General features: G+C 35.6%; 14 protein-coding genes and 1 pseudogene. 4 read left to right on the top strand and 11 right to left on the bottom strand.

Going from position 1 to position 16,031, the window contains the following annotated elements:
- Positions 1 to 407: 407 nt before the first annotated feature.
- From ACR9EA_RS04260 to ACR9EA_RS04250, 3 genes are read right to left on the bottom strand one after another with little or no spacing between them, the layout of a single operon-like run.
- Positions 408 to 1,913: a hypothetical protein gene (locus ACR9EA_RS04260; RefSeq protein WP_435137999.1), complete on the bottom strand. Its 1,506-nt coding sequence runs from the start codon at positions 1,911 to 1,913 to the stop codon at positions 408 to 410.
- A gap of 15 nt (positions 1,914 to 1,928) precedes the next feature.
- Entirely contained in the window at positions 1,929 to 2,522 is a 594-nt protein-coding gene (locus tag ACR9EA_RS04255) for a hypothetical protein (RefSeq protein ID WP_435137996.1), read from the bottom strand.
- Positions 2,506 to 3,060, bottom strand: coding sequence for an RNA polymerase sigma factor (locus ACR9EA_RS04250; RefSeq protein WP_435137994.1), 555 nt, complete (start codon positions 3,058 to 3,060; stop codon positions 2,506 to 2,508). Before ACR9EA_RS04250 ends, ACR9EA_RS04255 begins: the two co-directional genes overlap by 17 nt.
- A gap of 168 nt (positions 3,061 to 3,228) precedes the next feature.
- Between ACR9EA_RS04250 and ACR9EA_RS04245 the strand changes: the two genes are divergently transcribed.
- The 4 genes from ACR9EA_RS04245 (at position 3,229) to ACR9EA_RS04230 (ending at position 6,886) form a co-directional block, all read left to right on the top strand.
- Positions 3,229 to 3,783 carry a DUF2911 domain-containing protein gene (locus tag ACR9EA_RS04245; protein WP_435137991.1) on the top strand — a complete coding sequence of 185 codons (555 nt, stop codon included), beginning with the start codon at positions 3,229 to 3,231 and terminating at the stop codon, positions 3,781 to 3,783.
- Positions 3,784 to 3,925: 142 nt separating this feature from the next.
- A complete protein-coding gene (locus ACR9EA_RS04240) occupies positions 3,926 to 4,639 on the top strand; it encodes a glycosyltransferase family 2 protein (RefSeq protein ID WP_435137989.1) in 714 nt (237 codons plus the stop codon).
- A complete protein-coding gene (locus ACR9EA_RS04235) occupies positions 4,639 to 5,262 on the top strand; it encodes a lipid-A-disaccharide synthase N-terminal domain-containing protein (RefSeq protein ID WP_435137986.1) in 624 nt (207 codons plus the stop codon). The genes ACR9EA_RS04240 and ACR9EA_RS04235 overlap by 1 nt, the downstream gene beginning before the upstream one ends.
- Positions 5,255 to 6,886 (top strand): ArnT family glycosyltransferase, encoded by a 1,632-nt coding sequence (locus ACR9EA_RS04230; RefSeq protein ID WP_435137983.1) that lies wholly within the window; start codon positions 5,255 to 5,257, stop codon positions 6,884 to 6,886. The genes ACR9EA_RS04235 and ACR9EA_RS04230 overlap by 8 nt, the downstream gene beginning before the upstream one ends.
- Here ACR9EA_RS04230 and ACR9EA_RS04225 read toward each other — a convergent pair.
- The 8 genes and pseudogenes from ACR9EA_RS04225 to ACR9EA_RS04190 all read right to left on the bottom strand — a co-directional run bounded on the left by ACR9EA_RS04225 (position 6,876) and on the right by ACR9EA_RS04190 (position 15,790).
- Complete coding sequence (locus ACR9EA_RS04225) at positions 6,876 to 7,448, bottom strand: phosphatase PAP2 family protein (RefSeq protein ID WP_435137979.1); 573 nt, start codon at positions 7,446 to 7,448, stop codon at positions 6,876 to 6,878. The genes ACR9EA_RS04230 and ACR9EA_RS04225 overlap by 11 nt on opposite strands.
- A gap of 6 nt (positions 7,449 to 7,454) precedes the next feature.
- A complete protein-coding gene (locus tag ACR9EA_RS04220) occupies positions 7,455 to 7,685 on the bottom strand; it encodes a hypothetical protein (protein ID WP_435137976.1) in 231 nt (76 codons plus the stop codon).
- Positions 7,686 to 7,689: 4 nt separating this feature from the next.
- A complete protein-coding gene (locus ACR9EA_RS04215; RefSeq protein ID WP_435137973.1) occupies positions 7,690 to 9,069 on the bottom strand; it encodes an MATE family efflux transporter in 1,380 nt (459 codons plus the stop codon).
- A gap of 67 nt (positions 9,070 to 9,136) precedes the next feature.
- Positions 9,137 to 10,081, bottom strand: a pseudogene (locus ACR9EA_RS04210) (NAD(P)H-dependent flavin oxidoreductase); the annotation flags it as partial.
- A gap of 129 nt (positions 10,082 to 10,210) precedes the next feature.
- On the bottom strand, positions 10,211 to 11,398 hold the full coding sequence (gene mnmA / locus ACR9EA_RS04205; protein ID WP_435137970.1) for a tRNA 2-thiouridine(34) synthase MnmA: 1,188 nt from the start codon (positions 11,396 to 11,398) through the stop codon (positions 10,211 to 10,213).
- A 6-nt stretch (positions 11,399 to 11,404) separates the two neighbouring features.
- Positions 11,405 to 12,103, bottom strand: coding sequence for a toxin-antitoxin system YwqK family antitoxin (locus ACR9EA_RS04200; RefSeq protein ID WP_435137968.1), 699 nt, complete (start codon positions 12,101 to 12,103; stop codon positions 11,405 to 11,407).
- A gap of 69 nt (positions 12,104 to 12,172) precedes the next feature.
- On the bottom strand, positions 12,173 to 14,074 hold the full coding sequence (gene yidC, locus ACR9EA_RS04195; RefSeq protein WP_435137965.1) for a membrane protein insertase YidC: 1,902 nt from the start codon (positions 14,072 to 14,074) through the stop codon (positions 12,173 to 12,175).
- A gap of 102 nt (positions 14,075 to 14,176) precedes the next feature.
- A complete protein-coding gene (locus ACR9EA_RS04190) occupies positions 14,177 to 15,790 on the bottom strand; it encodes a CTP synthase (protein WP_435137962.1) in 1,614 nt (537 codons plus the stop codon).
- Positions 15,791 to 16,031 lie beyond the last annotated feature (241 nt).

Raw genomic sequence — 16,031 nt, 5'->3', positions numbered from 1 at the left:
TTTAAATTCAAGGAAAACCACACCCAAAACCCTAACAAACAATCACTTAAAAATCTGTTGAATTTTAAAAATTCCAGAATTTAAAAAGACTACCTCTTTTACAGAACCCTTTTTATAGCTATACTTGTATAGACTTTAAAAAGCTCATTTTCTCTATTTAATTTTTCTCTATGCTTTTAAAGTTTTAAAAATTATTTGAGTTTAATCAACACTCAAAAAACAATAGTTTTTCAATTTTCTCTATTTAATTTACCCTTAAATGCCACAAAGCGTTTGAGGGTATTTTTGTTTATATAGTCTGCTAAAAAACAATTTACAATAAAATTACAACTCCTTATAAAAACAAAAAATCTAGACTATACAAAATAGACTAGACATCATTAAAAGCAAAAAAATAAAACTATTTGTTATTGCATAGTTACCTTACTAAATTTTGCGTTTACTATAATGGATTTAGAGCTAAAGCTATCTCCAAAAGAGAAGTTAGACACAGACTCTGCAGACGACTTTTTAGGGTGTTTAAATCTCGTATTCTTGCCTTGATACTGTAAATTATAATCGGTCTTGGGCAAAGCAATTACAGCCTCGCTATTTTCTAAAACAATACTTAAATTCTGAAACGTATCTGCAATATTCTTAATTTGAAGATCGCCAAGGCTTCCGTTTATAATTGCATTGTCTGTTAATTGCCCTACTCCAATATTTGAAGAATTTGCATTTAACACCAACCGTTTAGCGGTTTGCAATTCTGCATGCTCTACAAAGTTTAATGCCAAATTCCCCTGATTCCAATTTATAATGTTTACAGGTGCATAAGACACATTGATGGAAGTCTGGCTTCCATCAATGGTATTTGCTGTTAATTTGGTATGCGACATATCGGCTTTAACATTTTCTATTACAGAGACAAACTGTAGTTCACCATATTTTACATTCACCTTTAAATTCGCTTTTTTTGGCATATGTATTATTAAAGTTTTCTTTACACTTGCTGGTATAGCCGATCTATTTCTTAAAACTTCTCGTCGTTTAGTCTGGGCATGCTCACGAGCTTCTCTATGGTGTTCTCTGGCTGCTCGCTCTGCCTCTCTAACTTCCCTTTCGGCTTCTCTAGCCTCCATCTGGCGTTCAAACGATTCTCCCCAAGCTTCCATTTCTCGCTCATAATCGGCTCCAAATTGCTCTTCAAACTGTTTTCCCCATTCTTCCATTTGCTTGCCATATTCTTTGCCGAATTTTTCGCCCCAAGCTTCCATTTGTTTTTCGTAGTCTTCAAAACCAGAGGCTTCAAAAGCTTTTGCCCAAGCTTTCATTTTTTCCTGAAATTCCTTTCCATATCTTTTCTGATAGGTTTTACTCCATGTTTCCAAATATGCTTCACCTTCTTTTTTATACGCTTCGTAATCAAAATCTACTTGATCAATGCCTTTTGGCAATTCTGGAAGTTTCGGCATTTTAGGCATTTTTGGTAACTCAGGCATTGGCACCATAGCTATATTTGGAATTGGCGGCATCGGTGGAATTGGTGCTAACTCTATTTCCAAATCTTTTAGAGCATCTACAGAGGCTATATCAAAAAACATGTCGCTTTCAAAAGCACCTGTCGCACCGCTAGAGGTTATGGTAACATAATCTTCAGATCCGCTTACATCTACACGCCATTGCTCTAATGCTTTTTGCAAATCGTCTTTACTAAGTTTGTCGCTCTCTATAAATGCTTCAACTTCAATAATATCTTTATTCCACGTATCTATTTTTACGGTGGTATAATCTGATTTTAAATTGATTGTTGCTGTCTTATCAACTTTTAATGATTGAGAAGCTTTGGTTAATTTTTGCTGCGCTTGTAACGATACCGACATGCAACATAGCATAAGCACGTTAAAAAGCGATAATATTGATAACTGTTTCATTGTTTTGATTGTTTTTTAAATGGATTGATGTGTTTCGTCTACTTCCGAACTTAAATCTTTAAGCTGATCGCGCAAACGGTACAAAAGGTTTAATCGCATTTTTAAATTATCGATAAGCGCATTAACGGTTAATTCGCTTGGTCCAGATGTTGTTAGTTCTATAGATAATTGCTTGTACTCGTTGGCTAAAACCTCTAAACGTTCTATATACCCATCTATTAACTCTTTATTTTCTGGGGTTAGCTCTAACTTAGATAATTCGTTATGGATACTGGCTAAATAATAATCTTCTACTTTTTTAAAATCTGGAGATAAGTCTCCTAACGACTTTGTTTTCACCTCGGCAGAAGAGTCTTGCTCTACAACCGCAGGAGTGTTATCATCTGGCATAGCATCCGATGTAAAATACTTATAACCACCAAAACTTACGGCTACAAACACCACCATACTTGCCGCTATATACAGCCAATGCATTTTAGATGTTTTTCGCTGTTCTGGCAAAGCTTCATTCAATTTGTCTAAAAAACGGGATTCGTGCCCATGCGACATGGTGTCTTGAATATCTTGCTCTTGCTCGTTTTTAAATAAGTCTCTAATATCTTGTGCCATAGCGTTTAGATTTTAATTGTTCTTGCAATTTTACTTTCCCTCTCGATAATTGTGTTCGCGACGCCACTTCTGAAATATTTAAAATTTCGGAAATTTCTTGATGGTCGTAACCTTCTATTAAAAAAAGCATGACCACATACTTGTATTTATCTGGCAAATTTTCGATAGCTAATTTCACCTCTTTCAGCGAAATGTTATCGTCTACTTCCCAAGTGTTGGAATCGTGATCTACCACTTCTAGGTGCACCTCATCTAAAAGTTCTAATTCTTGTTTTTTAGATTTTAAAGCGTCAATACACGTGTTTACAACAATACGCTTTAACCAAGCTCCAAAAGTAACTTCGGCTTTATATTGATGCAGTTTAGTAAACGCTTTTATAAAAGCGTCCTGAACCAAATCTTCGGCTTCGGCGGTATTCGAAATAAATCGTCTCGCAACAATATACATGCCTTGGCAGTACTGGTTGTATAACTGCATTTGTGCTTTTCGATTATTCTGTTTACACGCTTCTACTACATCTATAGAAAACGAACTCACTTATTGTATTTTTATGGTTAGCATACACCTTAAAGACGACAGCTTTTAGCTAGCGTTGCAAAAAGATAAAAAAAAATTAATTTTTTTATACCCAAACAAATTATTTATACGTTTGCACTTAAAATGGAAGTCTTTTAAAGTATCTTTATTTCTATAAAAACAGCAGCTATGAATAAGTTTCTAAAATGGGTAATGCTACTATTATTAATTGTAGCCGTTGGTATTTTTTGTTATGCCTATTTTGAAAAAGGGGTCTTTTCTAAATCTTTAAGTCCGAATGACACTGTAGAGTTTAAATTAAACGATTTAAAATTAGAAGTATTTTATAACCGACCTTCTAAACGCGACCGTTTAATTTTTGGCGGATTGGTGCCTTACAACCAAGTATGGAGAACAGGTGCCAACGAAGCAACAACCTTCGAAACCAATAAAACCCTAAAAATAGGTAACGACTCTTTACCTAAAGGAAAATATACACTTTGGACAGTGCCTAACGACACCTTATGGCACGTGATGTTTAACAGCAAACAATACCCTTGGGGAGTAGACGAAACCATGAGCCCTATGCGCGACCCTAGTTTCGATGTCTTAAATCTTGAAGTTCCTGTAGAAAAGCTTAATAATACCGTAGAACAATTTACCATCTCGTTTGATAATTCTACCGACAATTTAGCCTTAACCATGGCTTGGGACGATGTTAAAATAGCTGTACCCTTAAAATAAGTATTTATAAAACCATACACACATCGTTACTCGTATTGTTTTGTTTTTTCTATACTTAATCAAGATAATTTTTAACATTTTAATAGCCTAAAAATTTCTTTTCTTTAAAAAAGAATACATTTGTACTTTCTAAGGAAAATCTATGAGTTATCAATTTACTATAATTGTACCTGTTTATAATGAAGAAGACAATTTACTTCGGGTAGAAACAGAACTTTTGGCCTACACGAAAATCGCCACTAAACCCACTAAAATTCTTTTAGTAAACGATGGGTCTTCAGATAACAGCCAAGAACTCATTGAAGCGATATGTAACAGAAACCCTGAATTTAGCTACATCACTTTTAAAGAAAACAGAGGGCTAAGTGCTGCCATTAAAGCAGGTTTCGATTTTGTAGACACGCCACTTTTGGGTTATATAGATTCCGACTTGCAAACGGCACCTTCCGATTTTAATTTACTGCTAGAACACATAAACGATTACGATTTGGTAACAGGTGTTCGTGCCAACCGCAAAGACTCGTTTGTAAAAAATATGTCGTCTAAAATAGCCAATGGCATTCGCCGTAGTTTTACCCACGACGGCATGGACGATACGGGTTGTCCTTTAAAAGTAATAAAAACCGATTACGCCAAACGCATCCCGATGTTTAGAGGATTACATCGCTTTTTACCTGCCATGATTTTATTGCAAAATGGCAAAATTATTCAAATTCCTGTACAACACTTCCCACGTATAGCAGGTCAAGCTAAATTTGGACTTTGGAACAGACTTTTAGGCCCTTTAGTAGACTGCTATGCTTATATGTGGATGAAAAAGAAGTATATTAACTACGAAATTAGCAAACGTGGTTAATGAGTAATTGGATAATATACAGTATAGGGTTTGTTGCTCAAATCTTATTTTCGTCACGATTAATTATACAATGGATTACCTCCGAAAAACAAGGCAAGGTAATAACACCTACATTGTTTTGGTCGTTGAGTTTATTCGCTTCATTTTTATTATTCATATATGGCTATTTACGCGAAGATTTTGCCATTATGTTGGGGCAAGGTTTAACTTATTTTATTTACATCCGTAATTTACAATTACAAAACCAATGGCAACGTTTTCCCAAACTTATTCGCTGGTTTTTACTTGTTGTTCCGGTTTTAATTGTAATCTATTATTACAACAATAACCGAATAGATATTGAGCTTTTATTTAAAAATGAAGATATTCCGTTATGGTTATTAATTTTAGGAATAATATCGCAAATTGTATTTACCTTGCGATTTGTATACCAATGGATTTATTCTGAAAAGAAAAAAGAATCGACTTTGCCTTTCGGTTTTTGGGCACTGAGTTTAGTAGGATCGTTGTTAATTTTAACCTACGCCACTTTACGAAAAGATCCGGTACTATTTATTGGTCATATTTTAGGGGCTGTTATTTATAGTAGAAATTTATTTTTGATAAAAAAGAACCATGATTAAAGTCTTAGAAAAACATCCAGTAATTGCCATTTGCATTTTTACAGCTGTAATGCTTTTGCCAAATTTAGATGCCATGCAAGTTACCATCATGGAAGCTCGAAACTTTATAACTGCCCGCGAAATGTTAACCGACGGTAATTGGCTACTAACCACCATGAATGGCGAAGCGAGATACCAAAAACCGCCTTTACCAACGTGGCTTTCTGCCTTATCGGCCAGTATTTTTGGCATTAATAGCTTATTCCCCTTACGACTCCCAACTGTGTTCTTGATTATGATTATTGGCATATTTACCTACAGACTGTCGTTTAAATTATTAAACAACAATCTACACAGTTTAGTAAATGCCTGTATTGTTATTACCTCGTTTTACGTTATTGGCATAACCATTGAAGCGCCTTGGGACATTTATGCCCATGGTTTTATGCTTGTAGCCATTTACCACTTGTTTTTACTATTCGACAAAAAAACAAACTATTGGAAACATACACTTATTGCTGGTGTATGTTTAGGATTATCGTTTTTAAGCAAAGGGCCAGTATCGCTTTACGCCTTATTCCTGCCATTTTTATTAGCGTATGCATTCACTTATAAATTCAAAAAAATACGACCTAAAACCTTTTCTATTTTTAGTATTTTAATTCTAATGCTCATCATTGGGGGTTGGTGGTTTATTTATGTGCGTTTACAAGACCCTGCAACCTTTGCCCACATTACAGAAAAAGAAACCAGTAACTGGGGAAGTTATAATGTTAGGCCGTTTTACTACTATTGGAGCTTTTTTACCCAAAGTGGTATTTGGACTATCCCTGCATTTGTAAGTTTACTTTTCCCGTATTTAAAATCGCGTGTTAGACATTTAAAAGCGTATCGTTTCAGTTTTTATTGGACAATTATCGCGGTAGTTTTATTATCGATTATTCCAGAAAAAAAATCGCGTTATTTAATGCCTGTTTTAATTCCGTTAGCCATGAATACCGGGTTTTATATCGATTACTTAATTCAGCGTTTTAAAACCTTAAACCTTAAAAAGGAAACTATTCCTGTATATTTTAATTTTGGCTTACTAAGTGCTATAGCAGTGGCATTTCCTGTTGTGAGCTACTTGGCGCTTCAAAATAAATTAAACGGACATTGGGGAGCTTACATACTAGCTTCGGTTGTATTAGTTAGTATTGGTGGATTTATGATTTACAATTTAAAGCAAAAAAACATTAAAAATGTATTCTTTTTAACGGTGCTGTTTTTTGGTGCTTTAGTCGCTTTTGGCCTGCCTTTATACAAAACCACTATTCCTTCGCATTACCACGATATTTCCGAATTAAAACTTCAAAATGAAAAAGCAGGCATAACACTTTATGGCTTTAATTATGTGTCGCCAGAAATGATTTGGTTATACGGCGATAAAATTCCAGATCTATCGCAAACGGAACCTATGGTTTTTCCTGAAGCGCAAACGTTTGGTTTATTAACAAATGAATTAAACGACACCGAGCTAAAAACCATAAAAACCTATTACGATATGGAATTTGTTCGCACATTCGACATTAATAATACCGATGCTTCGGCCAAAAAGAAAAACTCACGTTTGGTAAATTACTATTACCTTTTAACTAAGAAGTAATTCCGCGGCGTTTTAACACATACAACATAAGCTTGTAAAACATAAACCCTGAAAGTGCCCCGAAGGTAAGTCCGCAAACAATATCTAACGGATAATGCACACCAACATAAATACGGCTATAGGCTACAATTAAGCTCCACCCCATTAAAACAAAAATTAAATTTTTAAAATATGGGCGCAATAATAATCCGCTAAAAATAGCTGCTGCCATAGAGTTAGACGAATGTCCGGAGAAAAAACCATACCGACCACAACGCGCTGCTAAAAATCGCACCTGATCCATAATATCTTCTGCGCGACAAGGTCTTGGGCGTTTAATGGTGTGCTTAAACAAATTGGTAATTTGGTCTGTAAACGTAATCATTAATGCAATAATAATTACAGAAACTATTAGCGTTTGCAAACCAAGCTTTCTGTAAATTAAATATAAAAGAAGCGCGTAAAGCGGCACAAAAGTTAATTCGTGAGTTATACCTCGCCACATCCAATCCCAAGTAGGAGACCCTAACTGATTTAGAAATAAAAACAGCTCTTTGTCTTGAGCTATAAGTTGATCTAACATAGCTAATTATTCTTCGTCGTAACGTGCTACTTCTCTATCGTAAAATTCTGAAGCTTGCTGAATGAGTTTTTCGGCTTCCAACTCTAATTCTCTTTGGTCTTCTTGGTTAAAGTCTTCTAACCATTCCACCTCATCGTCTTCTAAATTAATAATGAATCGCGGAAATTCTGTATGAATTACAAAAATAGCGTTTGGTAAATCGGTATTATCGCCTAAAATAAATTTTGGAAGTTCCATATGTCTAGTTGTCTTTTTGTAAAATTAATCGTTTCGTTAGATAATTGAATCTGATATACAATAAAATTGCTGCCGATGTTAATCCTGCCAATAGTCCCATCCAAATACCAAAACTGCCATAAGCCGTTTCTTTCCCCAAAAAGTAACTAATAGGAAAGCCAATAACCCAATAAGCAATAAAAGTGATTAAGGTTGGTATTTTTACATCCTGCAATCCTCGCAAAGCTCCTAAAACAACAACTTGAATGCTATCGCTAATTTGAAAAACTGCTGCAGCTATCAATAAATTTGAAGCAATGCTTACCACTTCAAAATTATCGGCATAATTTTCAGCATCGCTTAAATCGACATAAATTTTAGGTAAATGCGCATGGAAAGCAAAAAATAATAAAGCAAAACAAATGGCAAACAAGGTTCCCATTAAAAAAATAGAAACCGCTATACGCCGCAACTCCACATAATTTTTTAAGCCTTTTTGGTTTCCAACCCTTATCATAGAAGCAACACTTAAACCTGTAGCCACCATAAAGGTCATAGACGACAAATTAAGCGCAATTTGATTGGCTGCCTGCGGATTTTTCCCCAATAAACCACTCAACCAAATTGCCGCAGTAAAAATAGCAACCTCAAAAAGCATTTGCATAGCACTTGGTGTTCCTAAATTTAAAATATGCTGTAGTTTAGACTTTTGTAATTTAAAAAACTTTATGTCGGTAACATAATCATGCGATTTGGCTGTTGCTTTTAGCACCCACCAAATAAACCCAACCATAATAAAACGTGAAGCCAAAGTACCATAAGCCGCCCCTACAATACCATAAGCTGGCATACCAAATTTTCCGAAAATGAAAATATAGTTAAGAACGATATTTACAACATTGCCTATAATGGTAGCATACATTGGGTATTTGGTCATAGATAACCCATCGCTGAATTGTTTAAATGCCTGAAAAACCACTAACGGAATTAATGAGAAAGCCACCAAATCTAAATACGGAATGGCCAACTCGACAACCTCTACAGGCTGTTTCATTAAGTACATTAAAGGTTTAGCAAAATAAACGATTAAGAATAATGCAACACCTATTACTGTACACAAAAACAAACCATGTTTAAAAGCCGATTTTCCAGATTTAAAATCTTGAGCCGCATCGGCTTCGGCTATTAAAGGAGTAATAGCTGTAGAAAAGCCAATACCTAAAGACATCGCTATAAACATAAAACTGTTGCCTAAAGATACGGCCGCTAATTCGGCTGTCCCCAATTGCCCCACCATAATGTTATCTACAAAACTAACAAAGGTGTGCCCTAGCATGCCCAACATAACGGGAGCTGCCAGTTTCCAATTGTATTTAAATTCTTTGGTGTATTGCGATAAAAGCACTGCTTATTTTTTTTGAAGTGCAAAGGTAATTTATACAACTGCTTTTAATGCACTAAATACTATTTTTTTATAATGAAGCGATATCTTGCTTTGCATTTTCGAACTCCGTAAGCATTTCAGATACAATATCGGCCACGGGTTTTATATCGTTTATTAATCCTGCAATTTGACCAATCTCTAATTCGCCTTCATCTAAATCCCCTTCAAACATACCGCGTTTAGAACGTGCACGACCTAATAATGCAACCAATTCTTCCTTCGTCGGACAGGTTTTATAAAGTTCTTGTACCTCGTTATAAAATTTATTTTTAATCAATCTAACAGGTGCCAACTCTTTTAATGTAAGCTGTGTATCGCCTTCTTTAGCACGAACTACAATATCTTTAAAATTAATATGCGCAGACGACTCTGTGCTTGCCACAAAACGACTCCCTACCTGAACACCATCGGCACCTAAAACCATAGCTGCCAACATACCTTTACCTGTGGCAATACCTCCAGCTGCAATTAAAGGTATAGCTAGTTGAGCTTTTACCATGGGTAATAAGGTAAACGTTGTAGTTTCTTCTCTGCCATTATGTCCTCCTGCTTCAAATCCTTCGGCAACTACAGCATCTACACCTGCTTCTTGCGCTTTTAAAGCAAACTTTACACTACTCACCACATGCACTACTGTAACGCCTCGCTCTTGCAACCAACTAGTCCATGTTTTAGGGTTTCCTGCCGAAGTAAATACAATTTTAACGCCTTCTTCAACAATAATAGCCATAATGTCTTCTATATTTGGGTACAACATCGGCACATTAACTCCAAAAGGCTTATCTGTAGCTCTTTTACATTTCTGAATATGTTCCCGCAAAACTTCAGGATACATAGACCCTGCCCCTATTAAACCTAAAATTCCTGAATTACTGGCTGCCGAAGCTAATTTCCAACCACTATTCCATATCATTCCTGCTTGAACAATAGGATATTGAATATTAAAAAGAGAGGTGATTTTGTTTGTCATATTTTTTTCTTTTGCCTGTAATTAATGTCCGAAAAAGTCAAATTTCTTTGTAAATCATAGTGGATTTCAGCCACGAATTCATGAATAATTTTTCGGTGTCTTTAACGCAATCAGATTCTAATACAGGAGCACTTACGAAATCACACCAGACCCCAACAATTCATCATCGCTGTACCAAGCCACAAATTGCCCTTCTGTAATGGCCGATTGCGGATTTTTAAATTCTACATACAAACCACCCGACACCTTGTGCAAAGTAGCTTTCTGTAACGGTTGTCTGTAACGAATACGCGCCATGACTTCCATCGTATCGTCTTCCCTTAGAATTAAATCTTCACGAATCCAGTGCACTTCGGCATCTTTAACAAAAAGCACCGATTTTAACAACCCCGGATGATCGTGCCCCTGCCCTGTATAAATCACATTTTCGGCAACATCGGTATCTATAACAAATAATGGTTCTACAGTTCCGCCAACAGCCAAGCCTTTGCGCTGCCCTTTAGTAAAATAATGAGCGCCTTGATGTTTGCCTACGATTTTCCCGTCGGTGATTGCATATTTGGTTTTACTAGCTAAATGCTGAAGTTCTTCTAATTTTGAAGAGAATTCGGGTTGGGTTTCATGATATAATTCACTTTGTTTTTCAACTTCTACAATCACGCCTGCTTTAGGCTTTAATTGCTGTTGAAGAAACTCTGGCAATCTCACTTTCCCTATAAAACAGAGCCCTTGTGAGTCTTTTTTCTCGGCAGTAACCAAATCCAATTCTTTAGCAATGTCTCTAACTTCTGGTTTGGTTAACTCGCCTATAGGGAACAAGGCTTTAGATAATTGTTCTTGCGACAGTTGACATAAAAAATACGATTGATCTTTATTGCCATCTACACCAGCCAATAACTGATATACCTCTTTACCATCTTTTTCTAGCGTTCCTTTACGGCAATAATGCCCCGTTGCTACGTAATCGGCACCTAAATCGAGTGCAATTTTTAAGAACACATCAAATTTAATTTCGCGATTACAAAGCACGTCTGGATTTGGTGTACGGCCTTGCTCGTATTCGTTAAACATATAGTTTACAATACGCTCTTTGTATTGTTCGCTTAAATCGACCGTTTGGAATGGAATTCCCAATTTTTCGGCTACTAGCATGGCATCGTTACTATCGTCTAACCACGGACATTCGTCTGAAATCGTAACCGAATCGTCGTGCCAATTCTTCATAAACAAACCAATAACCTCGTAGCCTTGTTGTTGCAGTAAATACGCCGCAACACTAGAATCTACTCCCCCCGAAAGTCCAACTATTACACGTTTCATTTTTCTTTATTTCTGATAAGGGTTACTACTATATTTGGTAAAATCTTTTTCTTCATCGACTTTACCATCTTTATAATATTTCCAAATACCATCTTTTCTACCATTTTTATAAGCCCCTTCTGCTATTAAATTCCCTTCTTGGTCGTAGTATTTAGACATTCCTTGCAGGACATCGTTTTTGTACTGAAACTCTTTTAGTACAACACCGTTTTCGGACACCCAAGTGGACTTGCCTTCCAGAAGTCCGTTTTTATAAAATGCACGTTCTGCTAATTGTCCGTTTTCATAATACACCAATCTTTCGCCATCCAATTTCCCATTAGTATTATAATGCTCGGTAGTCATTACCTTATCGGAATTATTGTGGTAATACACCCAATCTCCAATATACTTTTTACCATCCATTTGCCCTTTACTAATGGTTTTACCATTAGAAGCCAAAAATGTTACATCTGCTACGGTGGTATTATCCTGAAATTCTTTAACAGCCGTTAAAACTGGTTTATTTTTTATGTTTTTATAAAACTTAAATGTACCTACTTCTTTACCATGCGCAAATTGCCCTTCGTAACGCAACACCTTAGTGCCATCAAAATTTTTCCTCCAAACGCCATCGCGTTTGCCGTTAGTATCTAACTGATTGATTTTTTGTGCAAATATGGCATTAGTAAAAACTAGTAGAATAACAACAATTATAGATTTCATATTTAAGGATGCTAATATATTTATACAGTGCAAGTAACAAAAAAGCTGCCAAAAAAGGCAGCTTCGTTTTTATTTTTTACGGTTTTGAGCACGTTGTTGTTGCTCTGCCTGTTCCATCATTTCTTTCATTTTCCTCTGAAAACGATTCTCCTTCTTAGGCTTCTTTTTATTCTCTTGTATTTTGGCATGAATTTTATCTTCATCGATAATAAAATTCTTAATAACTAACATAATACCAATAGTAATTAAGTTAGATATAAAGTAATATAAACTTAAACCTGAAGCATAGTTATTAAAGAAAACTAACATCATTATTGGCGAGAAATAAATCATATACTTCATCATTTTACCCATATCTGGCATCCCTTCTTGGGTAGGTTGCGAAGCCACTTGCTGCCCAGTTGTCATCTTCATATAAAAGAAGATTGCTACAGATGCTAAAATTGGAAACAAACTAACATGATCGCCATAAAATGGAATTTTAAATGGTAATTCTGCTATGGTATCGTAAGATGATAAATCGTCTGCCCAAAGGAAACTTTTATGTCTTAAATCGAATGCCGACGGGAAGAACTGAAATAACGCATAAAACACTGGTAATTGTAATAAACCTGGCAAACATCCAGCCATCGGGCTTGCACCTGCCTTACTATACAATGCCATTGTAGCTTGTTGCTTTTTCATGGCATTATCTTTATACTTCTCGTTTATTTCGTTTATCTCTGGCTTAAGAATTTTCATTTTTGCCTGAGACACGTACGATTTGTAAGTTACCGGAGACATTACTATTCTTACCAAAATTGTCATTACTATAATGGCAACCCCGTATGGTAAAAGTCCGCTTAAAAATGCAAATAAAGGCACAAAAACATAACGGTTAATCCACCCAAAAATACCCCATCCAAACGGAATACTATCGTCTAAATCGTAACCGTATTGGTTAAGCACTTTATTATCTGTTGGGCCAAAATAAAACTTTAACGGCGCGTTTAACTCTCCGCCTTGTAATTCTAAAGGAATTTTAGTGGTGTATAATTTTGTAAATAGTACATCGTCTTCATCAGAATCGAACAAGGTTTCCGAAGTCATATCTACTTGCTTAAACGGTGTATCTGTAACCAAAATAGAACTAAAGAAATGTTGTCTGTACGATAGCCAAGTAACGTCTTCTTCCAAATCATCGTCGCTACCTGTTGGACTTAATTTACTAATTTTACCACCGTCGTGCTGATAGGTTAAACGCGTATAACGATTTTCGTAATCTGCACTTTTATCGCCTCTGTACGTTTTTAATTTCCAATCTAGATTAACGGCTTGCGAACTGTTAAAAACCTGACCTAAGCCTTGAGAGCGAATGGTAAAATCCATCATATACTCATTAGGTTTTAACTCGTAACGGTACTCTAAAAACTGATTTTCAGAAACTTTTAATTTCATAGAAACGACTGTATTATCGCCATTTTTAGAAACCGTAGGCTGAAAAAATAAATCTTGTGTGTTTAAGATTCTGTTATCGGTCGTTCCAAAATTAATATTAAAAGCGGAGTTGTTATCTTTTATAAGATATACGGGTTGCTCTTTATAATCATCGAACTTTTTTAAACGAATTTCCGACAAGAAACCACCTTTATTGCTAAACTTTAAATCGAATAAATCTGTCTCTACCGAAGTATGCGACACTATTGCCGATGGCAAAGTTGCTGCGTAAGCAAAAGCTCCTAATCTGTTTTTTAAATTTACTAACTGTAACGAATCTGTTACTCCATTAGCCGAAAAATCTTCTGTAGAAGTTACAAGTGTGCCTTTGTCTTCTTGCGCTTTTTTCTCGGCTGCTATTTGTTCTTGTTTAGCTTCTTCTTGAGCTTTCAACTCTTCTTCTGTTGGCTTGTTTTGCCAAAGCATAAACATTAAAATTCCAAAGATTAGGATAAATCCTATTACCGAATTCAGGTCTAATTTCTTTTCTTCCATTGAGTTATATTAAGATATAAACAGAAACATTTTTTATATGTTTCTTATTGAGAATGAACTACTCAAAAAAACAGCCATTTTTGTATTTTTGACAAACTGGCATTATTTTTTCTTATTTTTTAGGGCTGCTTTTACAAAAGCGACAAATAATGGGTGTGGATTTGCTACTGTACTTTTGTATTCTGGGTGGTACTGTACACCAACAAACCAAGGGTGGTCTTTTACCTCTACAATTTCAACCAGATTGGTTTCTGGGTTTACCCCTGTAGCTAACATTCCTGCGTTTTCGATTTGATCTTTAAAGTCGCTGTTAAACTCGTAACGGTGTCTGTGGCGTTCAGAAATAACTTCAGAACCATACACTTTACTAGCAATACTATCTGGCTTTAAGTTACACTCCCAAGCACCTAAACGCATGGTTCCGCCCATATCTGTAATCGACTTTTGGTCTTCCATAATGCTAATTACAGGGTATTTAGACTCAGGATCCATTTCTGTAGAATTAGCTTCTTTTAAACCAACTACATTTCTAGAATATTCTATAACTGCCATTTGCATTCCTAAACAAATACCTAAAAACGGGATTTTGTTTTCTCTTACAAAACGCACAGCATCAATTTTACCTTCTATACCGCGCTCACCAAATCCTGGGGCAACAAGTACTCCCTGTAAGTGACCAAGTTTTAACTTAACATTGTCTTCGTTAATATATTCGGAATGTATAGGTTCTACATTTACTTTAACTTCATTTTCTGCTCCTGCATGAATAAAAGCTTCTAATATTGATTTATAAGAATCTTGAAGCTCTACGTATTTACCAATTAAACCTATGGTAATTTCGCATTTTGGATTTTTATGACGCTTTAAAAATTCGTTCCAACGTGTTAAATCTGGCGTGCTATCGTTTAAAGCTAATTTCTTAAGTACTACTTTATCTAAACCTTGCTGTAGCATTAAGTTTGGCACATCGTAAATGGTTGAAGCATCTATAGACTGTATTACAGCTTCTTCGCGAACGTTGCAGAATAAAGCTAACTTTTTTCTTAAGTCTTTAGGTAAATCGTGTTCTGTTCTACACACCAAAATATCGGCTTGAATACCGCTTTCCATTAAGGTTTTTACACTATGCTGTGTTGGTTTTGTTTTTAACTCGCCTGCAGCCGATAAAAATGGCACTAAAGTTAAGTGGATAACAATACCATTATTATCTCCTAAATCCCAACGTAACTGTCTTACCGCCTCTACATAAGGTAAAGACTCGATATCACCAACAGTTCCACCAATTTCGGTAATCACGATATCGTAATCTCCAGACTTCCCTAAAATTTGTATACGCTCTTTAATTTCGTCTGTAATATGCGGAATTACCTGCACGGTTTTTCCTAAAAACTCGCCACGACGTTCCTTCTCGATAACGCTTTGGTAAATACGACCAGTAGTTACGTTATTAGCCTGGCTAGTAGGTGTGTTTAAAAAACGCTCGTAATGCCCAAGATCTAAATCGGTTTCTGCTCCATCTTCTGTCACATAACATTCGCCATGCTCGTAAGGATTTAACGTTCCTGGATCTACATTAATATATGGATCTAATTTTTGAATAGTTGTTCTGTATCCTTGTGCTTGTAATAATTTTGCCAAAGAAGCGGCAATAATTCCTTTTCCTAATGAAGATGTAACCCCGCCGGTTACGAAAATGTACTTTGTTGTCGTTGTCATGATGCGCTTTTAAACGCAGGCAAATTTACGAAGAACAATCGAGATTTAACCAACGATAATTATATAAATTGAACTTAAAGGAAAAAGCCATTTTTTTAACATTAAAATGATGAGTCTTTAATGTATTGCAGTAAAATTCGCAGCTCTTTAAAATCGTTTGCATTGTAAATTGTAATATACACAACATAAAAAATTGTAGCGTTTTAATTAACGTAAACAAAAATTATGCGTGGATTGCTCT

The organism is Formosa sp. A9, from assembly GCF_051200825.1.
Taxonomy (GTDB): domain Bacteria; phylum Bacteroidota; class Bacteroidia; order Flavobacteriales; family Flavobacteriaceae; genus Formosa.
Note: the sequence above shows the minus strand (reverse complement) of the source record. Positions and strands in the feature narration are given on the sequence as shown.

Coding starts and splice junctions, on each gene's coding strand:
- ACR9EA_RS04260 (WP_435137999.1), bottom strand. CDS start 1,913: ATGAAACAGTTATCAATATTATCGCTTTTTAACGTGCTTATGCTATGT.
- ACR9EA_RS04255 (WP_435137996.1), bottom strand. CDS start 2,522: ATGGCACAAGATATTAGAGACTTATTTAAAAACGAGCAAGAGCAAGAT.
- ACR9EA_RS04245 (WP_435137991.1), top strand. CDS start 3,229: ATGAATAAGTTTCTAAAATGGGTAATGCTACTATTATTAATTGTAGCC.
- ACR9EA_RS04240 (WP_435137989.1), top strand. CDS start 3,926: ATGAGTTATCAATTTACTATAATTGTACCTGTTTATAATGAAGAAGAC.
- ACR9EA_RS04235 (WP_435137986.1), top strand. CDS start 4,639: ATGAGTAATTGGATAATATACAGTATAGGGTTTGTTGCTCAAATCTTA.
- ACR9EA_RS04230 (WP_435137983.1), top strand. CDS start 5,255: ATGATTAAAGTCTTAGAAAAACATCCAGTAATTGCCATTTGCATTTTT.
- ACR9EA_RS04225 (WP_435137979.1), bottom strand. CDS start 7,448: ATGTTAGATCAACTTATAGCTCAAGACAAAGAGCTGTTTTTATTTCTA.
- ACR9EA_RS04220 (WP_435137976.1), bottom strand. CDS start 7,685: ATGGAACTTCCAAAATTTATTTTAGGCGATAATACCGATTTACCAAAC.
- mnmA (WP_435137970.1), bottom strand. CDS start 11,398: ATGAAACGTGTAATAGTTGGACTTTCGGGGGGAGTAGATTCTAGTGTT.
- ACR9EA_RS04200 (WP_435137968.1), bottom strand. CDS start 12,103: ATGAAATCTATAATTGTTGTTATTCTACTAGTTTTTACTAATGCCATA.
- yidC (WP_435137965.1), bottom strand. CDS start 14,074: ATGGAAGAAAAGAAATTAGACCTGAATTCGGTAATAGGATTTATCCTA.
- ACR9EA_RS04190 (WP_435137962.1), bottom strand. CDS start 15,790: ATGACAACGACAACAAAGTACATTTTCGTAACCGGCGGGGTTACATCT.